General features: G+C 69.6%; 17 protein-coding genes, 1 pseudogene and 1 riboswitch. Of the genes and pseudogenes, 5 read left to right on the forward strand and 13 right to left on the reverse strand.

Going from position 1 to position 23,131, the window contains the following annotated elements; genetic code table 11:
* The first annotated feature begins 12 nt into the window (after positions 1-12).
* A complete protein-coding gene (locus OG395_RS18605; protein ID WP_327243970.1) occupies positions 13-294 on the forward strand; it encodes an HPr family phosphocarrier protein in 282 nt (93 codons plus the stop codon).
* A gap of 191 nt (positions 295-485) precedes the next feature.
* Here the strand turns inward: OG395_RS18605 and OG395_RS18610 are convergent, their stop codons facing one another.
* The 4 genes from OG395_RS18610 to OG395_RS18625 form a co-directional block, all read right to left on the reverse strand.
* Positions 486-1,205 carry a GntR family transcriptional regulator gene (locus OG395_RS18610; RefSeq protein ID WP_327243971.1) on the reverse strand — a complete coding sequence of 240 codons (720 nt, stop codon included), beginning with the start codon at positions 1,203-1,205 and terminating at the stop codon, positions 486-488.
* Between the two features lie 214 nt (positions 1,206-1,419).
* The gene (locus OG395_RS18615; RefSeq protein ID WP_327243972.1) at positions 1,420-2,226 is read right to left on the reverse strand and encodes a M23 family metallopeptidase; all 807 of its coding nucleotides are present in this window, start codon (positions 2,224-2,226) and stop codon (positions 1,420-1,422) included.
* A 13-nt stretch (positions 2,227-2,239) separates the two neighbouring features.
* A riboswitch (cyclic di-AMP (ydaO/yuaA leader) is annotated at positions 2,240-2,406 on the reverse strand.
* A 208-nt stretch (positions 2,407-2,614) separates the two neighbouring features.
* A complete protein-coding gene (locus tag OG395_RS18620) occupies positions 2,615-3,997 on the reverse strand; it encodes a M16 family metallopeptidase (protein ID WP_327243973.1) in 1,383 nt (460 codons plus the stop codon).
* Between the two features lie 26 nt (positions 3,998-4,023).
* A complete protein-coding gene (locus tag OG395_RS18625; RefSeq protein WP_327243974.1) occupies positions 4,024-5,400 on the reverse strand; it encodes a M16 family metallopeptidase in 1,377 nt (458 codons plus the stop codon).
* A gap of 378 nt (positions 5,401-5,778) precedes the next feature.
* Between OG395_RS18625 and OG395_RS18630 the strand changes: the two genes are divergently transcribed.
* On the forward strand, positions 5,779-8,229 hold the full coding sequence (locus OG395_RS18630; protein WP_327243975.1) for a DNA gyrase/topoisomerase IV subunit A: 2,451 nt from the start codon (positions 5,779-5,781) through the stop codon (positions 8,227-8,229).
* A gap of 26 nt (positions 8,230-8,255) precedes the next feature.
* Here OG395_RS18630 and OG395_RS18635 read toward each other — a convergent pair whose 3' ends face one another.
* Positions 8,256-9,356 carry a CobW family GTP-binding protein gene (locus tag OG395_RS18635; RefSeq protein WP_327243976.1) on the reverse strand — a complete coding sequence of 367 codons (1,101 nt, stop codon included), beginning with the start codon at positions 9,354-9,356 and terminating at the stop codon, positions 8,256-8,258.
* Between the two features lie 23 nt (positions 9,357-9,379).
* A complete protein-coding gene (locus tag OG395_RS18640; protein WP_327243977.1) occupies positions 9,380-10,540 on the reverse strand; it encodes a citrate synthase/methylcitrate synthase in 1,161 nt (386 codons plus the stop codon).
* A 112-nt stretch (positions 10,541-10,652) separates the two neighbouring features.
* On the opposite strand from OG395_RS18640, the gene OG395_RS18645 reads away from it, so the two are divergent.
* The gene (locus OG395_RS18645; protein ID WP_327243978.1) at positions 10,653-11,957 is read left to right on the forward strand and encodes a citrate synthase; all 1,305 of its coding nucleotides are present in this window, start codon (positions 10,653-10,655) and stop codon (positions 11,955-11,957) included.
* A gap of 46 nt (positions 11,958-12,003) precedes the next feature.
* Here the strand turns inward: OG395_RS18645 and OG395_RS18650 are convergent, their stop codons facing one another.
* Positions 12,004-13,023, reverse strand: a complete 1,020-nt coding sequence (locus OG395_RS18650) for a LacI family DNA-binding transcriptional regulator (RefSeq protein ID WP_327243979.1) — start codon at positions 13,021-13,023, stop codon at positions 12,004-12,006.
* Positions 13,024-13,119: 96 nt separating this feature from the next.
* Between OG395_RS18650 and OG395_RS18655 the strand changes: the two genes are divergently transcribed.
* On the forward strand, positions 13,120-14,790 hold the full coding sequence (locus OG395_RS18655) for a sensor histidine kinase (protein ID WP_327243980.1): 1,671 nt from the start codon (positions 13,120-13,122) through the stop codon (positions 14,788-14,790).
* Positions 14,787-15,464, forward strand: a complete 678-nt coding sequence (locus OG395_RS18660; RefSeq protein WP_327243981.1) for a DUF7342 family protein — start codon at positions 14,787-14,789, stop codon at positions 15,462-15,464. The genes OG395_RS18655 and OG395_RS18660 overlap by 4 nt, the downstream gene beginning before the upstream one ends.
* Before the next feature lie 93 nt (positions 15,465-15,557).
* On the opposite strand, the gene OG395_RS18665 is transcribed toward OG395_RS18660, so the two are convergent.
* The 6 genes and pseudogenes from OG395_RS18665 to OG395_RS18690 form a co-directional block, all read right to left on the reverse strand.
* Entirely contained in the window at positions 15,558-17,150 is a 1,593-nt protein-coding gene (locus tag OG395_RS18665; RefSeq protein ID WP_327243982.1) for a solute symporter family protein, read from the reverse strand.
* On the reverse strand, positions 17,147-17,590 hold the full coding sequence (locus OG395_RS18670; RefSeq protein WP_327243983.1) for a DUF485 domain-containing protein: 444 nt from the start codon (positions 17,588-17,590) through the stop codon (positions 17,147-17,149). Before OG395_RS18670 ends, OG395_RS18665 begins: the two co-directional genes overlap by 4 nt.
* Before the next feature lie 131 nt (positions 17,591-17,721).
* Positions 17,722-18,402, reverse strand: a complete 681-nt coding sequence (locus OG395_RS18675; protein WP_327243984.1) for a response regulator transcription factor — start codon at positions 18,400-18,402, stop codon at positions 17,722-17,724.
* Between the two features lie 382 nt (positions 18,403-18,784).
* Positions 18,785-19,920, reverse strand: a pseudogene (locus OG395_RS18680) (sensor histidine kinase); the annotation flags it as partial.
* Entirely contained in the window at positions 19,917-20,435 is a 519-nt protein-coding gene (locus tag OG395_RS18685; RefSeq protein WP_327243985.1) for a DUF1453 domain-containing protein, read from the reverse strand. The pseudogene OG395_RS18680 and the gene OG395_RS18685, both read right to left, overlap by 4 nt.
* Before the next feature lie 132 nt (positions 20,436-20,567).
* Positions 20,568-22,688 carry a DNA gyrase/topoisomerase IV subunit B gene (locus tag OG395_RS18690; protein WP_327243986.1) on the reverse strand — a complete coding sequence of 707 codons (2,121 nt, stop codon included), beginning with the start codon at positions 22,686-22,688 and terminating at the stop codon, positions 20,568-20,570.
* Between the last annotated feature and the right edge of the window lie 443 nt (positions 22,689-23,131).

The raw sequence follows: 23,131 nt of genomic DNA on the forward strand, positions 1-23,131 counted from the left end.
AAGGGCAGAACCATGGCTGAGCGCCGCGTCAATGTCGGTTGGGCCGAGGGCCTGCACGCCCGCCCCGCTTCCATCTTCGTCCGTGCCGCCACGGCTTCCGGCGTCCCCGTGACGATCGCCAAGTCCGACGGCACCCCGGTGAACGCCGCCTCCATGCTCGCGGTGCTCGGTCTCGGCGCGCACGGCGGCGAGGAGATCGTGCTCGCCTCCGATGCGGACGACGCGGAAGCCGCGCTCGACCGTCTGGCGAAGCTGGTCACCGAGGGGCTCGAGGAGCTCCCGGAGACCGTCTGATTCCAGGGTTCCGATCAGGGGAAGCCTTTCCGGCCGATTCCTGTCGGGTCTATTTCTGTGGCGGAGCCGCGGCACCCCCAACCGGGGCCGCGGCTCCCTCGTTTTCGGATACCGACAATACATTCGGAGCGAATTCGGGCAGCCTAAAGAAAGCCCCGCGCATTTACTTCCCTTTGTATACGGCGCATGTGTTAATGCCGACCGCTCGCGGTGTTTACGGCATGTTGCGAAGTCCTCACCCGGCCGCCGGAGCGGGGTGCGCGGGCGTCGCGACCCGGGGCACCGCCCGCGCGGCGCAGCCGGTGCACGGCGGTGGCCCGCTCGGCGTGCTGGGCGGCCAGCGCCCTGGCCCGTTCCGCGTCCCCACGCGCCACGGCGTCCACGATGGCTCCGTGCTCGGCCCAGGAATCGGCGGGGCGGGCCGGCTGCTCGACCGCGTACATCCAGGCGATCTTGTGCCGTAGCTGGGTGAGCAGCGCGATGAGCCCGGGGCTGGCGGACGCCTGGGCGAGCGTCTCGTGGAACCAGCCGCCCAGCGAGCGCAGATCCTCCCCCTCGCCCCGTCGTGCTCTCTCCTGACCCAGCCTGACCAGGCCGCGGAGCACCTTGAGGTGCGCCTCGGTGCGGCGTTGCGCGGCACGGGCCGCACCCAGCGGCTCCAGCAGCATCCGTACCTCCAGAAGGTCGGCGGCCTCCTGTTCGGTGGGCTCGGCGACACAGGCACCCGCATGTCGGCGAGTGACCACGAAGCCCTCGGACTCCAGGGTGCGCAGCGCTTCCCGCACCGGGACACGAGAGACCCCGTAACGACGCGCGAGCAGCTCCTCGGTGAGTCTGCTGCCGCGTTCGAAGACACCGGAGACGATGTCGTCGCGGATTGCTGTGCATACCGATTGCGCCGGAATGCGCATGTCCGAACCTCCGCCTTAATCCCCGCGAAACGCGGCCGATCGACGCCTGTTCTGTGACTCTATTGCAATGCGACTGCATTTCCGACGCCGGGCCGAGAACCATGAATATCTTTTGGACCGGGGCCGGTTCCGCGGGGCGGTTCGGCAGGGGCGGAAACGACGAAGGCCCCGGCGGAAAACCGGGGCCTTCGGGGTGGTGCGGAGGGAACGTCGGTCAGACGTTCACGCCATGGGCGCGCAGGTACGCCACGGGGTCCATGTCGGAGCCGTACGAAGGCGTGGTGCGGGCCTCGAAGTGGAGGTGCGGTCCGGTGGAGTTGCCGGTCGAGCCGGAGAGGCCGATCCGCTGGCCCGCACCGACGCTCTGGCCGACGGAGACGCCGATCGAGGAGAGGTGACCGTACTGGGTGTACGTGCCGTCCGTCATCCGCAGCACGATGTTGTTGCCGTATGCGCCGCCCCAGCCCGCCTCGACGACCGTGCCGGCGCCGACGGCGACGACGGAGCTGCCGGAGGCGGCATGGAAGTCGATGCCCGAGTGCCTGCCGGAGGACCAGAGGGAACCGCTCGACTTGTAGCCGGTGGTGACGTACGAACCGGCGACCGGGAGCCGGAAGGAGCCCAGGCGGGTGCGCTCGGCGGAACGGGCAGCGCGGGCCTTCGCGTCACGGGCCGCCTTGGCGCGGGCCTCGGCCTTGGCCTTCGCCGCCGCCTCGGCCTTCGCCTTGGCCTTGGCCTTCGCTGCCGCGGCAGCCTTCGCCTTCGCGGCGACGTCGGCCTGGCGCTTCTGCACGTCGGCCTGGGTGGCCACCTGGTCGGCGAGGGCACCCTCGATGGCGATGATCTGGGTCAGGCCGGTCTCACTGACGGAGGAGGCCTCGGCATCCGTGGCGAGGGCCGGAGAGGCCAGTCCGCCGATGACGCCGGTGGTCGCCAGCGTCGCGACTCCGGCGACGCGCGCGCTCCTGCGCTTCAGGCGGCTCGGGGCACGGTGCTTCCCGGTGGGGCGGGTGAACGCCATGAACTAGCTGGTCCTTTCCTTCCTTCTCGCCTACCGGGTTAGCTGACGGGTTCGGAGCAGGAAGGTCTCCTACGGATCCCCGGCCTCGCAGGAGGTCGCGGCATCCGATTCACCCCAGGGACTGTGTGGGTCCCCGGCTCCCCAGGCTCGCGCCTGACGGGGACTCGGCGATCACTGCCCGGCGCCACGGATGCGGCATACGAGTGACGGACAGTGGAGCCGACGCTAGGCGGGGGCACTTTCATTCACCAAACGGACAGGGTGTTTTGTAGCGCATCCCACAGGGCAAGCAAGACACTTTCATGTCAAATCAGACAAAAGGGAAGACTCTGACGAGAAGCGACTCGCCAGGGTCTCCCTTTGTCCCTCTTTGCGGGACTTTGACACATCAGCCGGTGACGACCGACACCTCTCCGATGCCCAACGTCCTGACCGGCTCCTCGATCTGCGCGGCGTCGCCGACGAGAATCGTGACCAGCCGGTCCACGGGGAAGGCGTTGACCACGGCTGCGGTCGCCTCGACCGTGCCGGTCTCGGCCAGGCGGGCGTACAACTGTGCCTGGTAGTCGTCCGGGAGGTGCTGCTCGACCTGGTCGGCGAGCGTGCCTGCGACGGAGGCAGCCGTCTCGAACTTCAGCGGGGCGACACCCACGAAGTTCTGCACAGCGGTCTCGCGCTCGGCGTCGGTCAGCCCCTCGGCCGCCAGCGTCCGCAGGACCTTCCACAGGTCGTCGAGCGCCGCTCCGGTGGACTCCGTGTCCACCGAGCCGCTGATCGCCAGCATCGCCGCGCCGGTCGCACCGGAGGCGGAGTCCGGGGCCGTCGAGCGCAGGACCTGCCCGAAGGCCCGGACACCGTAGGTGTACCCCTTCTCCTCGCGCAGCACCCGGTCCAACCGGGAGGTGAGCGTGCCGCCCAGGCAGTAGGTGCCGAGGACCTGGGCCGGCCACACGCTGTCGTGCCGGTCGGCGCCGATGCGGCCGATCAGAAGCTGCGTCTGCACAGCGCCCGGACGGTCGATGATCACCACGCGGCCGGTGTCGTCGGCGGTGATCGGCGGGACCGGACGGGGCTCCACAGTGTTCCCGGTCCAGTCGCCGACGGTGTCGGCGAGCAGTGCGTCCAGGTCGATACCGGTGAGATCACCGACGACGACGGCGGTCGCGGTGGACGGCCGGACATGGGCCTCGTAGAAGGCGCGCACGGCCGCGGAGTCGATCCGCTCCACCGTCTCCTCGGTGCCCTGGCGCGGGCGCGACATCCGCGACGTGGCCGGGAAGAGCTCCTTGGACAGCTGCTTGGCGGCACGCCGGGCCGGGTTGGCCTGCTCGTGCGGAATCTCGTCGAGCCGGTTGTTCACCAGTCGTTCAACCTCGCTGTCGGCGAACGCGGGCGCCCGCAGCGCCTCGGCGATCAGCCCGAGCGCCTTGGCCAGCCGAGAAGCCGGGACCTCCAGGGAGACTCGCATGCCGGGATGGTCGGCATGCGCGTCGAGGGTGGCGCCGCAACGCTCCAGCTCGGCGGCGAACTCCTCGGCGGAGTGCTTGTCCGTGCCCTCGGAAAGGGCCCGCGCCATGATCGTGGCCACGCCGTCGAGGCCCTCGGGCTCGGCGTCCAGCGGGGCGTCGAGGAAGATCTCGACCGCGACGACCTGCTGGCCGGGACGGTGGCAGCGCAGCACCGTCAGCCCGTTGGGCAGGGCGCCGCGCTCGGGCGCGGGAAAGGCCCAGGGCCTGGCCGTGCCGGGGGTCGGCTGCGGGTGGTACTCCATCGAAACTCCAGTCGCGGCAGCGTCGGTCACTTGTCCGCCCCTTCGTGCGCGTCGGTGTCGGTGTCCGTCTCGTCGGCTTCCGCGTCGGCGGATTCGGCCGCCTCGACCGGCTCGTAGACGAGCACCGCCCGGTTGTCGGGCCGCAGCTGGGCCCTGGCCGCCGCCTGGACCTCCTCCGCGGTGACGTCGAGGACCCGCTGGACGGCGGTCAGGGCGAGCTGCGGGTCGCCGAACAGCACGGCGAACCGGCAGAGTTCATCGGCGCGGCCCGCGACCGTACCGAGCCGGTCCAGCCACTCGCGCTCCAACTGTGCCTGAGCACGCTCCATTTCCTCGGGCGTGGGGCCCTCGGCGGCGAACCGGGCCAGCTCCTCGTCGACCGCGGCCTCGATCTGCGACACCTCGACACCGCCGGACGTCTTCACGTCCAGCCAGCCGAGCGAGGGCGCGCCGGCCAACCGCAGCAGCCCGAAACCTGCCGCAACGGCCGTGCGGTCGCGGCGGACCAGACGGTTGTGCAGCCGGGAGGACTCGCCGCCGCCGAGCACGGTCAGCGCGAGATCCGCGGCGTCGCACTCCCTGGTGCCGTCGTGCGGCAGCCGGTAGGCGGCCATCAGCGCCCGGGCCGGGACCTCCTCGTGCACCTCTTCGCGCAGCTGCTCGCCGATGATCTCGGGGAGCGTGCCGTCGCGCGGCGGCTGCTTGCCGTCGTGGGACGGGATGGAGCCGAAGTACTTCTCGATCCAGGCGAGCGTCTGCTCGGGGTCGATGTCGCCGACGACCGACAGCACCGCGTTGTTGGGTGCGTAGTACGTACGGAAGAAGGTCCGCGCGTCGTCGAGCGTCGCCGCGTCCAGGTCGGCCATCGAGCCGATCGGGGTGTGGTGGTACGGGTGGCCCTCGGGATAGGCGAGGGCGGTCAGCCTCTCGAACGCCGTGCCGTACGGAACGTTGTCGTACCGCTGGCGGCGCTCGTTCTTGACGACGTCCCGCTGGTTCTCCATGGACTCGTCGTCGAGCGCGGCGAGCAGCGAGCCCATCCGGTCGGCTTCGAGCCACAGGGCCAGTTCCAGCTGATGCGTGGGCATCGTCTCGAAGTAGTTGGTGCGTTCGAAGCTGGTCGTCCCGTTGAGGGAGCCGCCGGCGCCCTGCACCAGTTCGAAGTGTCCGTTCCCCTTGACCTGTCCGGAGCCCTGGAACATCAGGTGCTCGAAGAGGTGCGCCAGACCCGTGCGCCCCTTGACCTCGTGGCGCGACCCGACGTCGTACCAGAGGCACACCGCGGCGACCGGGGTCAGATGGTCCTCGGAGAGCACCACGCGCAGGCCGTTGGCCAGGCGGTGCTCGGTCGCTGTCAAGCCGCCGGAGCCGGCCTGGGCTGTGGCCGTGTGACCCATGGGCATGTACGTCCCTTCGATCGCGATACTGGATTTCCTGCGAGACCTGCCACTGTAAGCAAGCGCACCGACACCTGGCGAAGTTCCCGTGCCGTGGAAGTTCGCGTGAAAGAGCGCCAGGTCCTGTCCGGTCGATCTTCGCGGATCACCTGCGGCGTATGGTGCGGTGCATCGCAAGGCGGAGGATCGTCCTCGTACTGGACGTACGTGGACGACTGAAGACAACGCGGCGAGGTGCCGTGCCGGACGTTGCGGGCCCACGAAGACCGGCTGGACAGGGCCTAGGGATGGGTCGAGGTCGGCGTTGTCAGTGCGGCGGTCCACAATGGTCCGCGTCAGAACCAGAGGTTGCCCGAACAGATCTGTGAAGGAGTCGCAGCAGCGATGGCCCGCCGCAGTACGAAGACCCCGCCGCCGGACGACTTCGAGGAGAAGATCCTCGACATCGACGTCGTCGACGAAATGCAGGGCTCCTTCCTCGAGTACGCGTACTCGGTGATCTACTCACGGGCCCTGCCGGACGCCCGCGACGGCATGAAGCCGGTGCACCGCCGCATCGTGTACCAGATGAACGAGATGGGGCTGCGCCCCGACCGCGGCTATGTGAAGTGCGCCCGCGTCGTCGGCGAGGTCATGGGCAAGCTGCATCCGCACGGCGACGCGTCGATCTACGACGCGCTGGTCCGGATGGCGCAGCCGTTCTCGATGCGGCTCCCCCTCGTCGACGGGCACGGCAACTTCGGCTCGCTCGGCAACGACGACCCGCCCGCCGCCATGCGGTACACCGAGTGCCGGATGGCCGACGCCACGTCGCTGATGACGGAGTCGATCGACGAGGACACCGTCGATTTCCAGTCGAATTACGACGGCCAGGAGCAGGAGCCGGTCGCCCTCCCGGCCGCGTATCCGAACCTCCTGGTCAACGGCTCGTCCGGGATCGCGGTCGGCATGGCGACCAATATGCCGCCGCACAATCTCGGCGAGGTCATCGCCGCCGCCCGCCATCTGATCAGGCATCCGGGCGCGGACCTGGAGACCCTGATGCGGTTCGTCCCCGGACCCGACCTGCCGACCGGTGGCCGGATCGTGGGCCTCGGCGGGATCAAGGACGCGTACGCGGCCGGGCGGGGCACGTTCAAGATCCGTGCCACGGTCGCCGTGGAGAACGTGACGGCCCGCCGCAAGGGCCTGGTCGTCACCGAACTGCCCTTCTCCGTCGGCCCGGAGAAGGTGATCTCCAAGATCAAGGACCTGGTCTCGGTGAAGAAGCTCCAGGGCATCGCCGATGTCAAGGACCTCACCGACCGCGAGCACGGCCTGCGCCTGGTCATCGAGGTCAAGAACGGCTTCGTGCCCGAGGCCGTGCTGGAACAGCTCTACAAGCTGACGCCGATGGAGGAGTCCTTCGGCATCAACAATGTGGCACTGGTCGACGGACAGCCGCTCACGCTGGGTCTCAAGGAGCTCCTCGAGGTCTACCTCGACCACCGCTTCGACGTGGTGCGGCGCCGCAGCGAGTTCCGCCGGACCAAGCGCCGGGACCGGCTGCACCTGGTCGAGGGACTGCTCGTCGCACTGATCGACATCGACGAGGTCATCCGGCTCATCCGGTCCAGCGACAATTCCGCGCAGGCGAAGGAGCGGCTCATCGAGCACTTCTCGCTGAGCGAGATCCAGACGCAGTACATCCTGGACACCCCGCTGCGCCGGCTGACCCGGTTCGACCGGATCGAGCTGGAGAGCGAGCGGGACCGGCTCAACGTCGAGATCGACGAGCTGACGACGATCCTCGAATCGGACGCCGAGCTCCGCAAGCTGGTCTCCACCGAACTGGCCGCGGTCGCGAAGAAGTTCGGCACCGACCGGCGTACGGTGCTGCTGGAGTCGGCCGGTTCGCAGGTCGCCTCGGTGCCGCTGGAGGTCGCGGACGACCCGTGCCGGGTACTGCTGTCCTCGACCGGTCTGCTGGCCCGTACGGCCACCGGCGACCCGATCGTCGTCGCCGAGGACGCCAAGCGCGCCAAGCACGACGCGATCGTGTCGGCCGTGCCGGCAACGGCGCGTGGCGATGTCGGCGTGGTGACGTCGACAGGGCGGCTTCTGCGGCTCGCGGTGATCGACCTGCCTCAGCTGCCGGACACCCATGCCGCGCCGAATCTTTCGGGCGGGGCACAGGTCTCGGAGTTCCTCACGCTGGAGACCGGTGAGGAGGTCATCTGCCTCACCACGCTCGACGAGTCCTCCCCCGGCCTGGCGATCGGCACCCTGCAGGGCGTCGTCAAGCGAGTGGTGCCGGACTATCCGGCCAACAAGGACGAGCTGGAGGTCATCACCCTCAAGGACGGTGACCGGATCGTCGGCGCCGCCGAACTGCGTACGGGCGAGGAGGACCTCGTCTTCATCACGTCCGACGCACAGCTGCTGCGCTACCCGGCGGCCCAGGTACGGCCGCAGGGCCGGCCGGCGGGCGGCATGGCAGGCGTGAAGCTGGCGGAGGGCGCCGAGGTGCTCTCGTTCGGCGCGGTGGACCCGGCGGCGGACGCGATGGTGTTCACGGTGGCGGGCTCGCACGGCACGCTGGACGACTCGGTACTGACGGCGAAGCTCACGCCGTTCGACCAGTACCCGCGCAAGGGCCGGGCCACCGGCGGCGTGCGCTGTCAGCGCTTCCTCAAGGGGGAGGACGTCCTGGTGTTCGCCTGGGCGGGTGCGGTCCCGGCGCGGGCGGCGCAGAAGAACGGCACCCCGTCCGAACTGCCGGAGCCGGATCCGCGACGAGACGGTTCGGGGACGCCCCTGGCCAAGCCGGTCGCGGTGATCGCCGGACCGGTGTAGCCGACGGGATTCCGTCGGTCGGTTTCTCAGTCGGCCGGCTGTTGTACGTAGCGCAGGACGCCCCACATGCTCTGCTCGTGTGCGGCGTCCTGCGTCATGTCCGGCGCCCCGGCTTCCACCGGCGGCTCGGCGCTCTCGCGGCAGTCGGCCAGTTCCTTGTGCAGGGCGTGCGGGTCGATGCCGGAGCCGATCAGCACCAGCTGGGTGAGGCGCGGTTCGTCGCGCTTCCAGGGCTGCGGGGTGAACCTCAGGAACCGGCCGACCGCATGCACCTCGTACTTGTTGCCGCGGTCTCCCGCGCCGAAGTCGACGTACCCCTTGATCCGGTAGAGGCCCTCCGGCCGGGAGTCGAGAAACTCCATCGTTCGGCGGGGGTTCATGGGTACATCGGCGCTGAACGAGACACTCTCGTACGTGGCGTGCAGATGCCCCGCGTGGGTCTCGACGCCCTCCTCGTCCAGCAGGAGGTCCTCGAAGGAGAGCTGACGCATCCGCTCCTCGCCGTCCGGCCGCAGCGCCGGGTCGAAGAGCAGCTCCGGGTCGATGCGTCCGTACGCGGCGGGGACAACGGCCGCCCTGCTGCCGGTCGCCGCAACGGCGTCCCGGATGCGGTCCTGCTCCTCGTCCGTGACCCGGTCCGTCTTGTTCAGCACGACGAGATCGGCGACGCCGAGGTGCCGGTCGATCTCCGGATGGCGCTCCCGGACGGCGTCGAACTCGGCGGCGTCGACGAGCTCGACCAGTCCCCCGTACACGATCTGCGGGTTGTCGCTGGCCAGCAGCATGCGCACGAGCTCCTGGGGTTCCGCGAGTCCGCTCGCCTCGATGACGATCACGTCGAGGCCGACGGCGGGGCGGGTCAACGTCTCCAGGAAGGTGTCGAGTTCGCTCGCGTCGACGGCGCAGCACAGACATCCGTTGCCCAGCGAAACAGTCGAGCCGACCTGCCCCGAGACGGTCATGGCGTCGATCTCGATCGAACCGAAGTCGTTGACGATCACGCCGATCCGGTTCCCCGCACGATGGCGGAGCAGGTGGTTGAGCAGGGTCGTCTTGCCGGAACCCAGGAACCCCGCCAGGACGATGACAGGGATCTGCTGCTTGCGGTGCGGGGACGACGGGCTCAACGGTGGCCTTCCTCAAAGGGACCTCAGGGCGCCGGTACCGGCTGCGGCAGGGGCGGACCGATGTAGCGGGCCGCCGGGCGGATGATCTTCGAGTCCTCCGCCTGCTCCAGGATATTGGCGCTCCAGCCCACCACACGCGCCGCACAGAAGGTCGGCGTGAACATCTCACGCGGCAGCCCGCACAGCTCCATGACGACCCCGGCGTAGAACTCCACGTTGGTGTGGAGCTCTCGGCCCGGCTTGAGCTCGGCGAGGATCTCCTCGACCTGCCGTTCCACCTCGACGGCGAAGTCGACCAACGGTCCGCCGAAGCCCTGGGCGATCCCGCGCAGCATGCGTGAGCGCGGGTCCTCGGTGCGGTAGACGGGATGGCCGAAGCCCATGATCCGCTCTCCCGCCAGCACACGCTCGCGGATCCAGCCGTCGATGCGGTCGGGGGTACCGATCGCGTCCAGGGTGTCGAGCGCCCGGCTGGGCGCTCCGCCGTGCAGCGGTCCGGAGAGTGCGCCGACGGCCGCCACCAGGCAGGCGGCGACGTCCGCACCGGTGGAGGCGACGACCCGGCCTGTGAAGGTCGACGCGTTGAAGCCGTGGTCGACGGTGGAGATCAGGTACTGCTCGACGGCCCTGACGCGGGCGCGGTCCGGCACGGACCCGGTGAGCATGTAGAGGTAGTTGGCGGCGTACGGCAGATCGTCGCGCGGTTCGACCGGTTCGAGGCCCTGCCCGAGCCGGTGCAGTGCGGTCAGGACCGTGGGTACGGCGGCGCAGGCGGCCAGCGCGTCACTGCGGCGCCCCTCGCCGTCGATGTCGTACACCGGGCGGAATCCGGCGGAGGCGCCGAGCAACGACAGGGCGGTGCGCAGCCCGGCAAGCGGTCCTGAGACGGCCCCCGCACGGGCTATGGCGGGCAGGGCGTCCCGTACGTCCGCAGGCAGCCGCCGCAGGGCGGCGGTGCGCGCGGCGAAGTCGGCACGGGCGGCCGGACCCGGCAACTCGCCGTGGAACATCAGGTACCAGACGTCCTCGAAGCTGCGGGTCCGTGCGAGTTCGATCGCCGAGTACTGCCGGTAGTGGTAGAACCCCTCGCGCCCCCGGACGTCACCGAGAGCGGTGTCCGTGACGACGACACCCGCGAGGCCGCGGGGTACATCTTGCGGGGTTCCGTTGGTCATGGTCGGCATCTCTTCCTCCGCGAACTTCTCTGCTGAAGCCAGATCGATATTGATTCGACTGTCTATGATTGACTCAAGCGATGTCAATGTTGATTGAATCAATATGGATACGGTGAGCAGCATGAAGGATCAAGCAGCCCCCGGCGACGGTTCGGCCGGGGCGACCGCGGATCGGCTCACCACGCGCGAGACGGCCGAGCGCCTGGGGGTGAAGCCCGAGACGGTGTACGCGTATGTCAGCCGGGGCCAGTTGAGCAGCAGGCGCGCGCCCGGCGGCCGCGGCAGTACGTTCGACGCCGCGGAGGTCGATGCGCTGCTCCGGCGCACCGGACGCAGGGAACCCTCCCCCGTCACCGGAGACCTGGTGTTCCGCACCGGCATCACGCTGATCGAGGGCGACCGGTACTACTTCCGCGGTGTCGACGCGACCGAACTGGCCACGCACTACGCCTACGAGGAGATCGCCGAATGGCTGTGGACCGGTGAGCTCCGGCCAGGCACGCGCTTCACCGCGCCTGCCGAGGCCCTGGCCGCGGCGCGCCGCACGGTGGATGCGCTGCCCGCACACAGCGGGTCCACGGACCGGCTGCGGGTCGCGGTCGTGGCCGCGGCCACCGCGGATCCGCTGCGCTTCGACCTCTCCCCCGAGGCGGTACTCGGCAGCGCGCGGAGCCTGATTCCCACCCTGGTCGGCGCGCTGCCGACAACGACCGGCGCACCGACCACGACCGGCCACGAGGCCGCTTCGCAGACACCCGGGCTGGCACACCGGCTATGGCCGAAACTCACCGCCCACCCGGCCGACGCGGCGTCGCTCACCGTGCTGGACACGGCTCTCGGCCTGCTGATCGACCATGATCTGGCTGCCTCGACGCTGGCCGCCCGCGTCGCCGCATCCGCGCATGCCCATCCGTACGCGGTGGTCTCCGCGGGCCTCGGCGTCCTGGAGGGCCCCCTGCACGGCGCCGCGAGCGGGCTGGCACACAGGATGCTCGTCGAGGTCCTGGAGCGGGGCAGCGCGGCCCCGGTGGTCGCCGACCATCTCCGCACCGGCCGCAGGGTGCCGGGGCTCGGGCACCGGCTCTACACCGCCGAGGATCCGCGGGCGCGCACGCTGTTCGCCCTGCTCGCGCAGGTCCCGCAAGCGGCGCCCGCGCTGGCCGCGGCGCGCGACGTGGTCACCACGACCGCGCGCCACACCCCGCTGCACGCCAACGTCGACCTGGCGCTCGCCGTGCTCTCGGTCTCGTCCGGCATGTCCGCCGAGGCGGGTGAGACGGTGTTCGCGGTGTCCCGAACAGCGGGCTGGATCGCGCATGCGCTGGAGGAGTACGGCGAACGTCCGCTGCGGATGCGCCCCAGCGGCCAGTACAGCGGCCCTCGGCCCCCTCAGCCGCTGCCCGGTCTGGGATCGGCCACGGCATAGGGAATCTGCCGCAATAGATAGCTCATGATCCGCAAAATCTCGACGATCAACCGGAAGTAGTTCGTGGGGGCTGTGCGGTGGACCCCCGCACCACCAGTTCCGGTTCGAAGAGCAGCTCGTCGGAGGGCACGGCCCGGCCCCCGATCTGCACGGAGAGCAGCTCGACAGCGGCGCGCCCCATCGCTTCGATCGGCTGCCGGACCGTGGTCAGCGGCGGCTCGGTGCAGTTCATGAAGGCCGAGTCGTCGTACCCGACCACCGAGACATCGGCGGGCACGGAGAGGCCGCGGCGGCGGGCCGCGCGCACGGCACCGAGCGCGAGCGGGTCGCTGGCACAGATGATGCCGGTGACCCCCTGGTCCAGCAGGCGCATGGCCGCGGCCTGCCCGCCCTCCAGCGAGAACATGGCTCTCGCCACCCACTCGTCCGGCACCGTGGTGCCGGCCGCCCGGGCGAGCGCGCGGGCGGCCGCGAGCTTGCGCTGCGAGGGCACGTGGTCGGAGGGACCGAGCACCAGGCCGATGCGCTCGTGGCCGAGCGAGACCAGGTGACGCCACGCCTGCTCGACGGCGACCGAGTCGTCGCAGGACACCCCGGGGAAGCCGAGGTGCTCGATGGCCGCGTTGATCAGGACGACCGGGATCCTTCGGTCGGCCAGCACCTTGTAGTGATCGTGCGGGGCGTCCGCCTGGTGGTAGAGCCCGCCCGCGAAGACCACACCCGACACCTGCTGCTGCAGAAGCAGCTCCACGTAGTCGGCCTCGGAGACGCCCCCCTTGGTCTGGGTGCACAGAACGGGGGTCAGTCCCTGCTGGGCGAGCGCACCGCCGACGACCTCGGCGAAGGCCGGGAAGATCGGGTTCTGGAGCTCCGGCAGGACCAGTCCGACCAGTCGGGCCCGCTCGCCGCGCAGCTGGGTCGGACGCTCGTAACCGAGGACGTCGAGCGCCGAGAGGACGGCCTTCCGGGTGGCGTCGGAGACTCCGGGCTTGCCGTTGAGCACCCGGCTGACCGTGGCCTCGCTGACTCCCACCTTCTGTGCCACCTGAGCAAGTCGTCGCGTCATGCGCGCAAGATTAGCGAAAAAAACGCAAGCCGATTGCGTGGAGTTGAAAAGTAGAGAGATTTCAGGAAGCGCAGGGCGGCGTTTTACCTTCATACGATGAGCGCCCCACAGCCCACCCCCCGGAGACCGCGACGGCTCGGCTGGCCGCAGCGGGTCTTCTCCCAGGTGCTGCTGATGCAGCTCGCCATCGCCACCGGCGTCACCGTACTCGCCACCGGCCTCTTCCTGGCACCCCTCAGCACGCAGCTCGACGACGAGGCGATGCGCCGTGCGCTCGCCATCGCGCAGAGCACGGCGGCCCAGCCGCAGATCGCCGAGTCCCTGCTCACCACGACCCCTGTCCCCGGGGGGCCCGTGCAATCCGCCGCGGAGCGGATCAGGCGGTCCACCGGCGCCGAGTACGTCGTCGTCATGGACCGGCACGGGGTGCGCTGGTCGCACACCGACACCCGCCGGATCGGCAAGGTCGTCTCGACCGACCCCAGTGAGGCGCTCGCGGGCGGAGAGATCATGGAGATCGACAGCGGTACGCTCGGCCGCTCGGCACGCGGCAAGGTGCCGCTCCGCGACAACGCGGACCACATCGTCGGAGCGGTCTCGGTCGGCATCGCGTACGACAGTGTCCGCGCCCGGCTCCTGGCAGCGATCCCGGGGCTGCTCGCCTACGCGGGCGGGGCGCTCGCCGTCGGGGCGCTGGCTGCCTATCTGATCTCCCGCCGCATCCAGCGACAGACCCACGACCTGGCGTTCTCCGACATCTCCGCGCTGCTGACCGAGCGCGAGGCGATGCTGCACAGCATCCGCGAAGGGGTCGTCGCGCTGGACCGTACAGGACGCATCCGGCTCCTGAACGACGAGGCGCAGCGGCTGCTGGGGCTCGACCCCGACGCCGCGGGACGCCCGCTCGACGACGTGCTCGGCCGGGGGCGGACCGCAGACGTGCTGGCCGGCCGCGTGGTGGGCGACGATCTGCTGACCGTGCGCGGCAACCGGGTGCTGCTCGCCAACCGGATGCCGACCGCCGACGGAGGCGCCGTCGCCACCCTCCGCGACCGCACCGAACTCGAACACCTCGGCCGCGAGCTCGACTCCACCCGTGGTCTGATCGATGCCCTGCGCGCACAGGACCACGAGCACGCCAACCGGCTGCACACCCTCCTGGGACTGCTGGAGCTGGACATGCACGAGGACGCGATGGAGTTCGTCACCGAGGTCGTCGGCGTCCACCGGGCCACCGCCGAGCAGGTCACCGAGAAGGTCCACGATCCGCTGCTGGCCGCCCTGCTGGTCGGCAAGGCGACGGTCGCCGCGGAGCGCGGCGTATCGCTGCGCATGGCGCCCGGCACGCTGCTCCCCGACCGGCTGGTGGACCCGCGCGGTCTGGTCACCGTCGTCGGCAACCTCGTCGACAACGCCTTGGACGCGGCCGCCGGATCGGACGACCCCCTGATCGAGGTGGGGCTGCGGGCGGATGGCCGTGCGGTGGTGCTGCGGGTACGCGACAGCGGCCCCGGCGTCCCTCCCGAGCATCGTGAATCGGTCTTCACGGAGGGCTGGTCGACCAAGGAACTCCCGGCGCACGGCAAGCGTGGTCTCGGTCTCGCGATGGTACGGCGGCTGGCCGAACGACAAGGCGGCAGCGCCACCGTGGACGGGCCGCCGGAAGGCGGCGCCGAGTTCACCGTCGTACTGCCCGAGGCGCTCACCGAACCGGGTCTCGCGGACACACAGCTTCCGGAGCCGGATCTCACGGGAGGAGTTCAGTGATCCAGGTCCTGGTCGTGGACGACGACATCCGGGTGGCGCGGATCAACGCGGCGTATGTCTCGAAGGTGCCCGGCTTCCGGGTGGTAGCGCAGGCGCACAGCGCCGCCGAGGCCCTGGCCGCGGTCGAGTCGCAGCACGTGGATCTCGTCCTGCTCGACCACTACATGCCCGACCGCAATGGCCTGGCCGTGGTGCGCGAGCTGCGCAGGCTCGGTCACCGCACTGACGTGATCATGGTGACTGCGGCGCGTGACGTCGCCACCGTCCAGGAGGCCATGCGACACGGCGCGCTCCAGTACCTGGTGAAGCCGTTCACCTACGCGGGGCTGCGTACCAAGCTGGAGGCGTACTCGGCGCTGCACCACACGCTGGAGGGCGGCGGCGAGACCGAGCAGGGAGACGTGGACCGGCTCTTCGGCGCTCTGTGGGCGGCGGGCGAACCCGACCTGCCCAAGGGGCACTCCCCCACCACGGCGGAACTGGTCCGCCAGGCGCTCAAGGAGGCCGAGGGGCCGCTCTCCGCGCAGGAAATCGCGGAGAGCGCCGGAATGAGCCGACAGACCGCGCAGCGCTACCTGAAGCTGCTGGAGCGGACGGGTCGGGTGCGGCTGACACTGCGGTACGGCGAGACAGGCCGCCCGGAACACCGCTACACCTGGGCCTCGGGCTCCTAGGAAATCCCTGCGTGACGTACCGCCGACCCGCGTCCGCCACGGCCGGTCCCGCATTCCCGGCCCGGCTCGTCCGCCGTCCGCTGCCCTGACCGGCTACACCGCCCCCGCCCCGGTCAGCGCGCGGACCTCGGCCTCCGCATGCTTGGCGGCGTCGGGCGGCTGGGGTGACGTGACTGTGCCGATCCAGCCGGCCAGGAAGCCGAGCGGGACGGAGACCAGCCCGGGGTTCTCCAACGGGAAGAACTGGAAGTCGACGCCGGGGAAGAGCGAGGTGGGGCTGCCCGAGACGACCGGTGAGAGCAGGACGAGCAGCACCGCGGGGATCAGCCCTCCGTAGACCGACCAGACCGCCCCTCGCGCGGTGAAGTCTCGCCAGAACAGCGAGTACAGCAGCACCGGCAGATTGGCCGAAGCGGCGACGGCGAAGGCGAGAGCCACCAGGAACGCCACATTCAGATCCTGCGCGACCAGCCCGAGCGCGATGGCGGCCACCCCGATCCCGGCCGCGGCGACCCGGGCCACGGTGACCTCGCTGTGCTGCTTCTGGCCCGGACGCCTGAGCGAGGCGTAGAGGTCGTGGGCCACGGAGGCGGACGAGGCGAGCGTGATCCCGGCGACGACGGCGAGGATGGTCGCGAAGGCCACGGCGGCGACCACCGCGAACAGGATCGTTCCCCCGGTGGAGCCTTCACCGCCGCCGAGCACCAGGGCCAGCAGCGGGACGGCCGTGTTCCCGGCGGGATTCGACGCCCGTACGTCCGCCGAACCGACCAGCGCCGCCGCCCCGAACCCGAGCACGATCGTCATCAGGTAGAAGCTGCCGATGAGGCCGATCGACCAGACGACCGAGCGACGGGCGGCGCGGGCGGTGGGCACGGTGTAGAAGCGCGACAGGATGTGGGGCAGTCCGGCCGTACCGAGCACCAGGGCCAGCCCGAGGCTGATGAAGTCGAATCGCGCGGTCCAGCTGCCGCCGTACTTGAGTCCGGGCGAGAGGAACTTCAGTCCGTGCCCGCTCCGTTCGGCGGCGGACGTGAGGAGCGCGTTGACGTTGCCGTGGAAATGGACCAGAACCAGCACGGTGAGCACGGTCGCGCCCATCATCAGCAGGACGGCCTTGACGATCTGGATCCAGGTCGTGGCACGCATCCCCCCGAAGGACACATAGATCACCATGAGCGCCCCGACCCCGATGACGGTCCAGGAGCGGGCGGCGTTGCTCGTACCACCGAGGAGCAGGGCGACCAGGCTGCCCGCACCCACCATCTGCGCCACCAGGTAGAGCACGGAGACGGTGACGGAGGAGACGCCCGCCGCGATCCGCACCGGACGTTCCGCCATGCGTGCGGCCACCACGTCGGCGAGGGTGAATCGGCCGCAGTTACGGACGAGTTCGGCGACCAGCAGCAGGACGACGAGCCAGGCGACGAGGAAGCCGACCGAGTACAGCATGCCGTCGTAGCCGAACAGAGCGATCAGACCGGAGATACCGAGAAAGGATGCGGCCGACATGTAGTCACCGGCGATAGCGAAACCGTTCTCCATGGGGGAGAACAACCGACCGCCGGCATAGAACTCCTCCGCCGAGCCGTGCCGGTTGCGGCTCACCCAGGTGGTGATGGCGAGCGTCACGGCGATGAATGCGCTGAACAGAAGCAACGCCAGGGTCTGGTGATTCCCGCTCAACGCCCGATCCCCCGCGTCATCTCCTGGGTCTCCCACCGCAGATCGAGCGCGGCCCGGTCCCTGCGCAGCCGCGCATGACGTGTGTACGCCCCGGTGAGCAGGAACGTGGTGAGGAACTGCCCGAGCCCCGCGACCATCGCCACGTTGACGGCCCCGGCGACCGGACGGGCCATCAGTCCGGGTGCGGTGACCGCCGTGACAACATAGGCGAGGTACCAGACGACGAAGGCCAGGGTGGCGGGGACGACGAACCGCCGGTATCGACGCCGCACTTCCTGGAAGGCCGCGCTGCGCTGCACCTCCAGATAGATGTCTGCCGCGCCGTGGCTGCGCTGCGGGGCCACGGGTCCGGGTGGCCCGACGGGCACGAAGCCCCCCGCACCGTCCAGCTCGCCCCATCCGGAGGCCAGAGCGTCGTACCACGGGTCGTCGACTCGCATCGCTGCAGCGTCGCACCCTGCTTCCTTCTCCACCGAACAACTCCCCTTGTCCACGGACCACTTCGGCCGCGTACCCAAGAATGGGCAGATCAGGAAGTTCCCGGGCACTTCATTCGCCGCTCTTCACCTCTTCAGGTGAAGGATGCCCCGGGCGGGTGTGCGAGACCCCGAACGTACGCATAGCGCACGGCCTGCGCTCTGTCGCGCACCCCGGCCTTGGCGAAGAGATTGTTGATGTGACTCTTCACCGTGGCCTGCGAGATGTGCAGCCTGCGGGCGATCTCCTGGTTGGACATCCCCTCGGCGATCAGGACGAGTACTTCCGCCTCGCGGGGCGTGAGACCGTCGGGCAGTTGCGACTGGGCAGGCAGCGGCCCGGCGGGCGCCGGTGCTGTGGTGACCCGCTCCAGCAGCCGACGCTGCACCACGGGCGAGAGCCCGGCCTCGCCCGACAGCACTGCCTGGATGGCCCGCACGATCTCATCGCCCCCGGCGTCCTTCGTGAGGTAGCCGCGGGCGCCCGCCCGCAGCGCGGGGAAGAGCGAGTCGTCGTCCGCGAACGTCGTGAGGACCACCACCTGCGTGCCCGGATACTCCGTGCGGATGCGCCGTGTTGCCTCCACCCCGTCGCAGCGGGGCATCCGAAGATCCATCAGAACCACATCGGGCGCCCGCTCGGCGACGAGCGCGACGGCCTCTTCCCCGTCCCGCGCCGATCCCACCACCTCGATTCCGGGCAACAGCCCCAGCAGCATCACGATTCCCTCGCGCACCACCGACTGATCGTCGGCGACCACGACCCGCGCGTTCACGCGGGCACCCGCAGACTCACCACGAACCGTTCCTGGGCAGTGAGCAGGAGTGAGTCCTGGCTCACCGGCACGCCCCGAACGGTCTTGGGCGCACTGGTCCTCCGCTTTCGCGTCCCGGGCGGCGACGCATATCCCGTATGCGCTCCGTTCCAGGTGGGCGGAATCCCTACGACCTGGCCATATGGGTGTGGCCAGAGGCGACGGGGAGGCCCCGAACCATCTCGCTGGTGACACGGGGGCCCCGACTGCTGACACCACACCCGGCGTCCCAGATCGCACCGAGAACGTTACGCACACCCCGCCGGGCATACCCGCAGCTCATCGCGCCATTCACCCAATCGTGCCCATGTTCGCCAAAACGATGTGCCGGCCCAACAGTTGTGAACCCCTCCTCGCCCGGACCTTCCTCCAACGTCCCGCCGAGCAGCTCGGCGCGCTCCCTCATCCCCAGCAGACCGTATCCGGAGCCGCTGACAGCGAGCTCGTCCACGGGCCGGTGACCGCCCCGGTCCCTGACCTCCAGAGCGACTTCGCCCGGCAGGTACTCCAGCCCTACGCGAACGGTGGCCCCCGGCGCATGCTTGCGCACATTGGTCAGCGCCTCCTGCGCCACCCGTCGGACCGTCTGCGAGGCCTCTGCCGTCAGCGGCCGCTGCTCCCCGGCCACGGTCACCTCGCCCGGCTCCGCAGTCACAAGCTGTCTCAGGAAGTCCTCCACCGGCGCGACCTCGCCCCGGAGCGCGGAGAGCGCCTGACGGATCTCGGCGAGCCCCTCGCGCGCCATCGAACGCGCCGCCACCACTCGCTCCAGGACCTGGTCCCGGAACTCCCCGGAAGGCTGTCGCTCAATGAGGAGCCGCGCCGCCTCCAGGTGCACCAGCTGCGCGGAGAGACTGTGCGCGAGAACATCGTGTATCTCCCGAGCGATCCTGGAGCGCTCGTTCAGCGCCGCCGATTCCGCTTCCGCCGCCCTCGCCGCCCGCTCCTGCGCCAGGAGCCGCAGGGCGCTTCCACGTGCCTCGGCATCCAGCCGGAGCACGTATCCCGCGAGGCAGGGCCCCCCGTGGTCAGCGCGGTCGTCATCCACCCGTCGGTGTTGACGGCGGCGTACGCGGCGAGCGCGCCGGCCGTGGCGGGAACAGCCGCCGAGAGCGGCAACCGCTCCAGTGCGGTCACCGCGCAACCGCACCACAGGACTACGGCCGGCACACCGGCACCGGCCTGCTGCGTCCCGAAGGCCGCCGCCATCAGCAGCGCCATCAACCCGAGGGAGGGCCACAGCCGGTGTTCCAGACTGGTCCGGAAGAACGCCCACGCGGTCCAGGCGCAACCCAGTACGCCCAGCAGTCCGACCGCGACTTCCCAGGGGCCGAACTTTCCGGCGGTGAAGGTGCCCCAGAGCACGAGGGCCAGAAGGAGCGCGCGTACGGACCAGGCAATGACCGCCCGTGGGCGCGTGCGCCCCTGTCGGGAGAGTGCCTCCCGGGACGGCCAACTCGTCCAGGTAGCGCGTGTCACACACGCTCCTTCCACGCCGGCTGCGACGACAGGCCGCCGACAGCATCACCGTACGCCGGGCTCATCCCCCGGGCCCGCCGGGTCAGCACAGCGCTGCGCGCGAGCAGCGTCAGCGCGAGAGCGGCCATGAGGGCGGCGCTGCCCTGACGTATGCCCATCAGCGCGGCCGTCCCGTACAGCGCGGCTCTCATCGCCAGACCTCCCGTCCAGACCAGGACGGTGGCCTTGGTGCCTCTGCTCCACAGGGACCCGTCCGACTCGCGCCACAGCCGGGTCGTCCAGCCCCAGCCGACGCCGATGACCAGCCCGACCAGCAGTTCGGCGCCGAGAACCACTGCGGACAGCGCTTCGTGGCGCGGGTCGGTCAGGCCGGGTTCGCGCAGGGACAGGAAGATCGGAATGCCGGGCAGGACCCACCAGCGCCGGTCGTCCGCGATCCGTCGTGCCGAGCACTGGCGGACCACGACGAGTGCGATGACGGCAATGATCACCAGGACATTGATGAGTCCTGACATGGCAGCCTCCGAAGTGCGGAAAGGTTCAACACCTTCGACGCTACGGAAAATGCCAGGTCAGAGGATCGGATCAGGGGTTGATCGTGGGTGCAGCCGCCGTCTCCACCCACGGGTGGAGACGGCGGCTGCCGGTCACGCGTCGATGCGCGAGCGGTCCAGCGTGGCGGCCGAGCTGGTGATGAATTCCTTGCGGGGCGCGACCTCGTTGCCCATCAGCAGATCGAAGACCTGCTCGGAGGATTCGAGGTCGCCGATGTTGATCCGCCGCAGTGTCCGGTGGCGCGGATCCATCGTGGTCTCGGCCAGCTGGTCGGCGTCCATCTCACCCAGCCCCTTGTACCGCTGGATCGAGTCCTTGTACCGGACGTTCTTGCGCTGCAGCTCCAGCAGCGTCTGGCGCAGCTCGCCGTCGGAGTAGGTGTAGATGTACTTGTCCTGGCCCTTCTTCGGCTGGACCAGCTCGATCCGGTGGAGCGGGGGCACAGCGGCGAAGACGCGTCCCGCCTCGACCATGGGCCGCATGTACCGCTGGAAGAGCGTGAGCAGCAGGATGCGGATGTGCGCGCCGTCGACATCGGCGTCCACCAGGAGGACGATCTTGCCGTAGCGAGCCGCGTCGATGTCGAAGGTCCGGCCGGACCCGGCCCCTATGACCTGGATGATCGCGCCGCATTCGGCATTCTTCAGCATGTCCGAGACGGACGCCTTCTGGACATTGAGGATCTTGCCCCGGATCGGCAGCAATGCCTGGAACTCACTGTTCCGGGCGAGCTTGGCCGTGCCGAGCGCGGAGTCCCCCTCCACGATGAAGAGCTCGCTGCGGTCCACGTCGTCGCTGCGGCAGTCCGCGAGCTTGGCGGGCAGCGAGGAAGACTCCAGCGCCGTCTTACGACGCTGCGCGTCCTTGTGCTGCCGGGCCGCGATGCGCGTGCGCGCGGCGGCGACCGCCTTGTCCAGGACTGCCCTGGCCTGCGCCTTGGCGTCACGCTTGGTGGAGGTCAGGAATGCCTTGAGCTCCTTGGCGACGACATTGGCGACGATCCGGTTGGCCGCCGAGGTGCCGAGGACCTCCTTGGTCTGGCCCTCGAACTGCGGCTCCGCCAGCCGTACGGTCACGACTGCGGTGAGGCCCTCCAGGGCGTCGTCCTTGACGATGTCGTCCTCGGCGACCCGCAGGAGCTTCGCGGAGCGGAGCACCTCGTTGACCGTCTTGGTCACGGAGCGTTCGAACCCGGTCACATGTGTGCCGCCCTTGGGGGTGGCAATGATGTTGACGAAGGACTTGAGATTGGTGTCGTATCCCGTGCCCCAGCGCATGGCGATGTCGACGGCCAGCTCACGCGTGACCTCGGTCGCCGTCATGTGCCCGCGCTCGTCCAGGACCGGCACGGTCTCCTTGAAGGTGCCGTGCCCGGTCAGCCGCAGCACGTCGCAGACGGCCTTGTCCTGGGCCAGGTACTCGCAGAATTCACTGATTCCGCCGTCGAAGCGAAACGTCTCCTCGGTCTTGCCCTCACCGTCGAGACCGCGTTCGTCGCGTACGACGATGGTGAGTCCGGGGACGAGGAATGCCGTCTGCCGGGCCCGCTGGTAGAGCGTCTCCAGGCCGAGCTTGGCGTCCTTGAGGAAGATCTGCCGGTCGGCCCAGTAGCGCACCCTGGTGCCGGTGCGCGTCTTCGGGACCCGCTTCCCCTTGCGGAGGCCGTTGGCCGGGTCGAACGGGCTGTCCGGGCCCTGCTCCGTGAAGATGCCCGGCACCCCACGCCGGAAGCTGATCGAGTGGGTCGCGCTGTTGCGGTCGACCTCGACGTCGAGCCGGGCCGAGAGCGCGTTGACCACGGAGGCTCCCACACCATGCAGACCACCGGACGCGGCGTACGAGCCGCCGCCGAACTTGCCGCCGGCGTGAAGCTTGGTCATGACGACCTCGACGCCGGACAGTCCGGTCTTGGGCTCCACATCGACGGGGATGCCCCGGCCGTTGTCCCGGACCTCCACGGAGTTGTCCTCGTGAAGGATGACCTCGATGTGGTCGCAGTAACCGCCGAGGGCCTCGTCGACGGAGTTGTCGATGATCTCCCAGAGGCAGTGCATGAGGCCGCGGCTGTCGGTCGACCCGATGTACATCCCGGGGCGCTTGCGGACTGCCTCAAGCCCCTCGAGCACGAGAAGGTGCCGCGCGGTGTAGTTGGAGCCGTCTCGGTCTGCTCCGGTCAGCAGCGCAGTGGACGGCACGGACGTATCGGCGGTCACGCGGTTCGCTCCTCGCTGAATTTCATTTGGGGTCCAGGTGGGTAACGGGGTCGGCTTCGGTTGCCGCTGAGAGCGTACCGAGGCCTGGTAGAGCGGTTGTACCGCCACCCTCAGGGAATGCTCACACTAGACCAGCCTCGCATACGCGTTCGATCCCTCGTTGGAGTGACGCGCACATCACGTTCCCTTCGAGGCATGAACCATTTAGGCTCCGGGCACGTCCTCATGAACAAACCGGCAAGCCGGCCGGACGGACCGACCGACCGACCCATACAAGCAACGCGAAACCGTAGCGCTACGCAATACGGCACATTCGCCGCCAACCGGCAACAGACAGCCATCTTGAGAAGAAGTTTCGAAGAAAAGCCACGAGCGGGAACGTTTTCGGCCTGGTTGGATGTTGACCCTGGTACGACAGCTCGTCGAGCTAGAGAAGAGGCGAC

The sequence above is a fragment of the Streptomyces sp. NBC_01320 genome, from assembly GCF_035974375.1.
GTDB lineage: Bacteria > Actinomycetota > Actinomycetes > Streptomycetales > Streptomycetaceae > Streptomyces > Streptomyces yanii.

Coding starts and splice junctions, on each gene's coding strand:
- OG395_RS18640 (WP_327243977.1), bottom strand. CDS start 10,540: ATGCCGACCATGACCAACGGAACCCCGCAAGATGTACCCCGCGGCCTC.
- OG395_RS18645 (WP_327243978.1), top strand. CDS start 10,653: ATGAAGGATCAAGCAGCCCCCGGCGACGGTTCGGCCGGGGCGACCGCG.
- OG395_RS18685 (WP_327243985.1), bottom strand. CDS start 20,435: ATGTCAGGACTCATCAATGTCCTGGTGATCATTGCCGTCATCGCACTC.
- OG395_RS18620 (WP_327243973.1), bottom strand. CDS start 3,997: ATGGAGTACCACCCGCAGCCGACCCCCGGCACGGCCAGGCCCTGGGCC.
- OG395_RS18650 (WP_327243979.1), bottom strand. CDS start 13,023: ATGACGCGACGACTTGCTCAGGTGGCACAGAAGGTGGGAGTCAGCGAG.
- OG395_RS18670 (WP_327243983.1), bottom strand. CDS start 17,590: ATGCGAGTCGACGACCCGTGGTACGACGCTCTGGCCTCCGGATGGGGC.
- OG395_RS18625 (WP_327243974.1), bottom strand. CDS start 5,400: ATGCCCATGGGTCACACGGCCACAGCCCAGGCCGGCTCCGGCGGCTTG.
- OG395_RS18615 (WP_327243972.1), bottom strand. CDS start 2,226: ATGGCGTTCACCCGCCCCACCGGGAAGCACCGTGCCCCGAGCCGCCTG.
- OG395_RS18655 (WP_327243980.1), top strand. CDS start 13,120: ATGAGCGCCCCACAGCCCACCCCCCGGAGACCGCGACGGCTCGGCTGG.
- OG395_RS18630 (WP_327243975.1), top strand. CDS start 5,779: ATGGCCCGCCGCAGTACGAAGACCCCGCCGCCGGACGACTTCGAGGAG.
- OG395_RS18610 (WP_327243971.1), bottom strand. CDS start 1,205: ATGCGCATTCCGGCGCAATCGGTATGCACAGCAATCCGCGACGACATC.
- OG395_RS18605 (WP_327243970.1), top strand. CDS start 13: ATGGCTGAGCGCCGCGTCAATGTCGGTTGGGCCGAGGGCCTGCACGCC.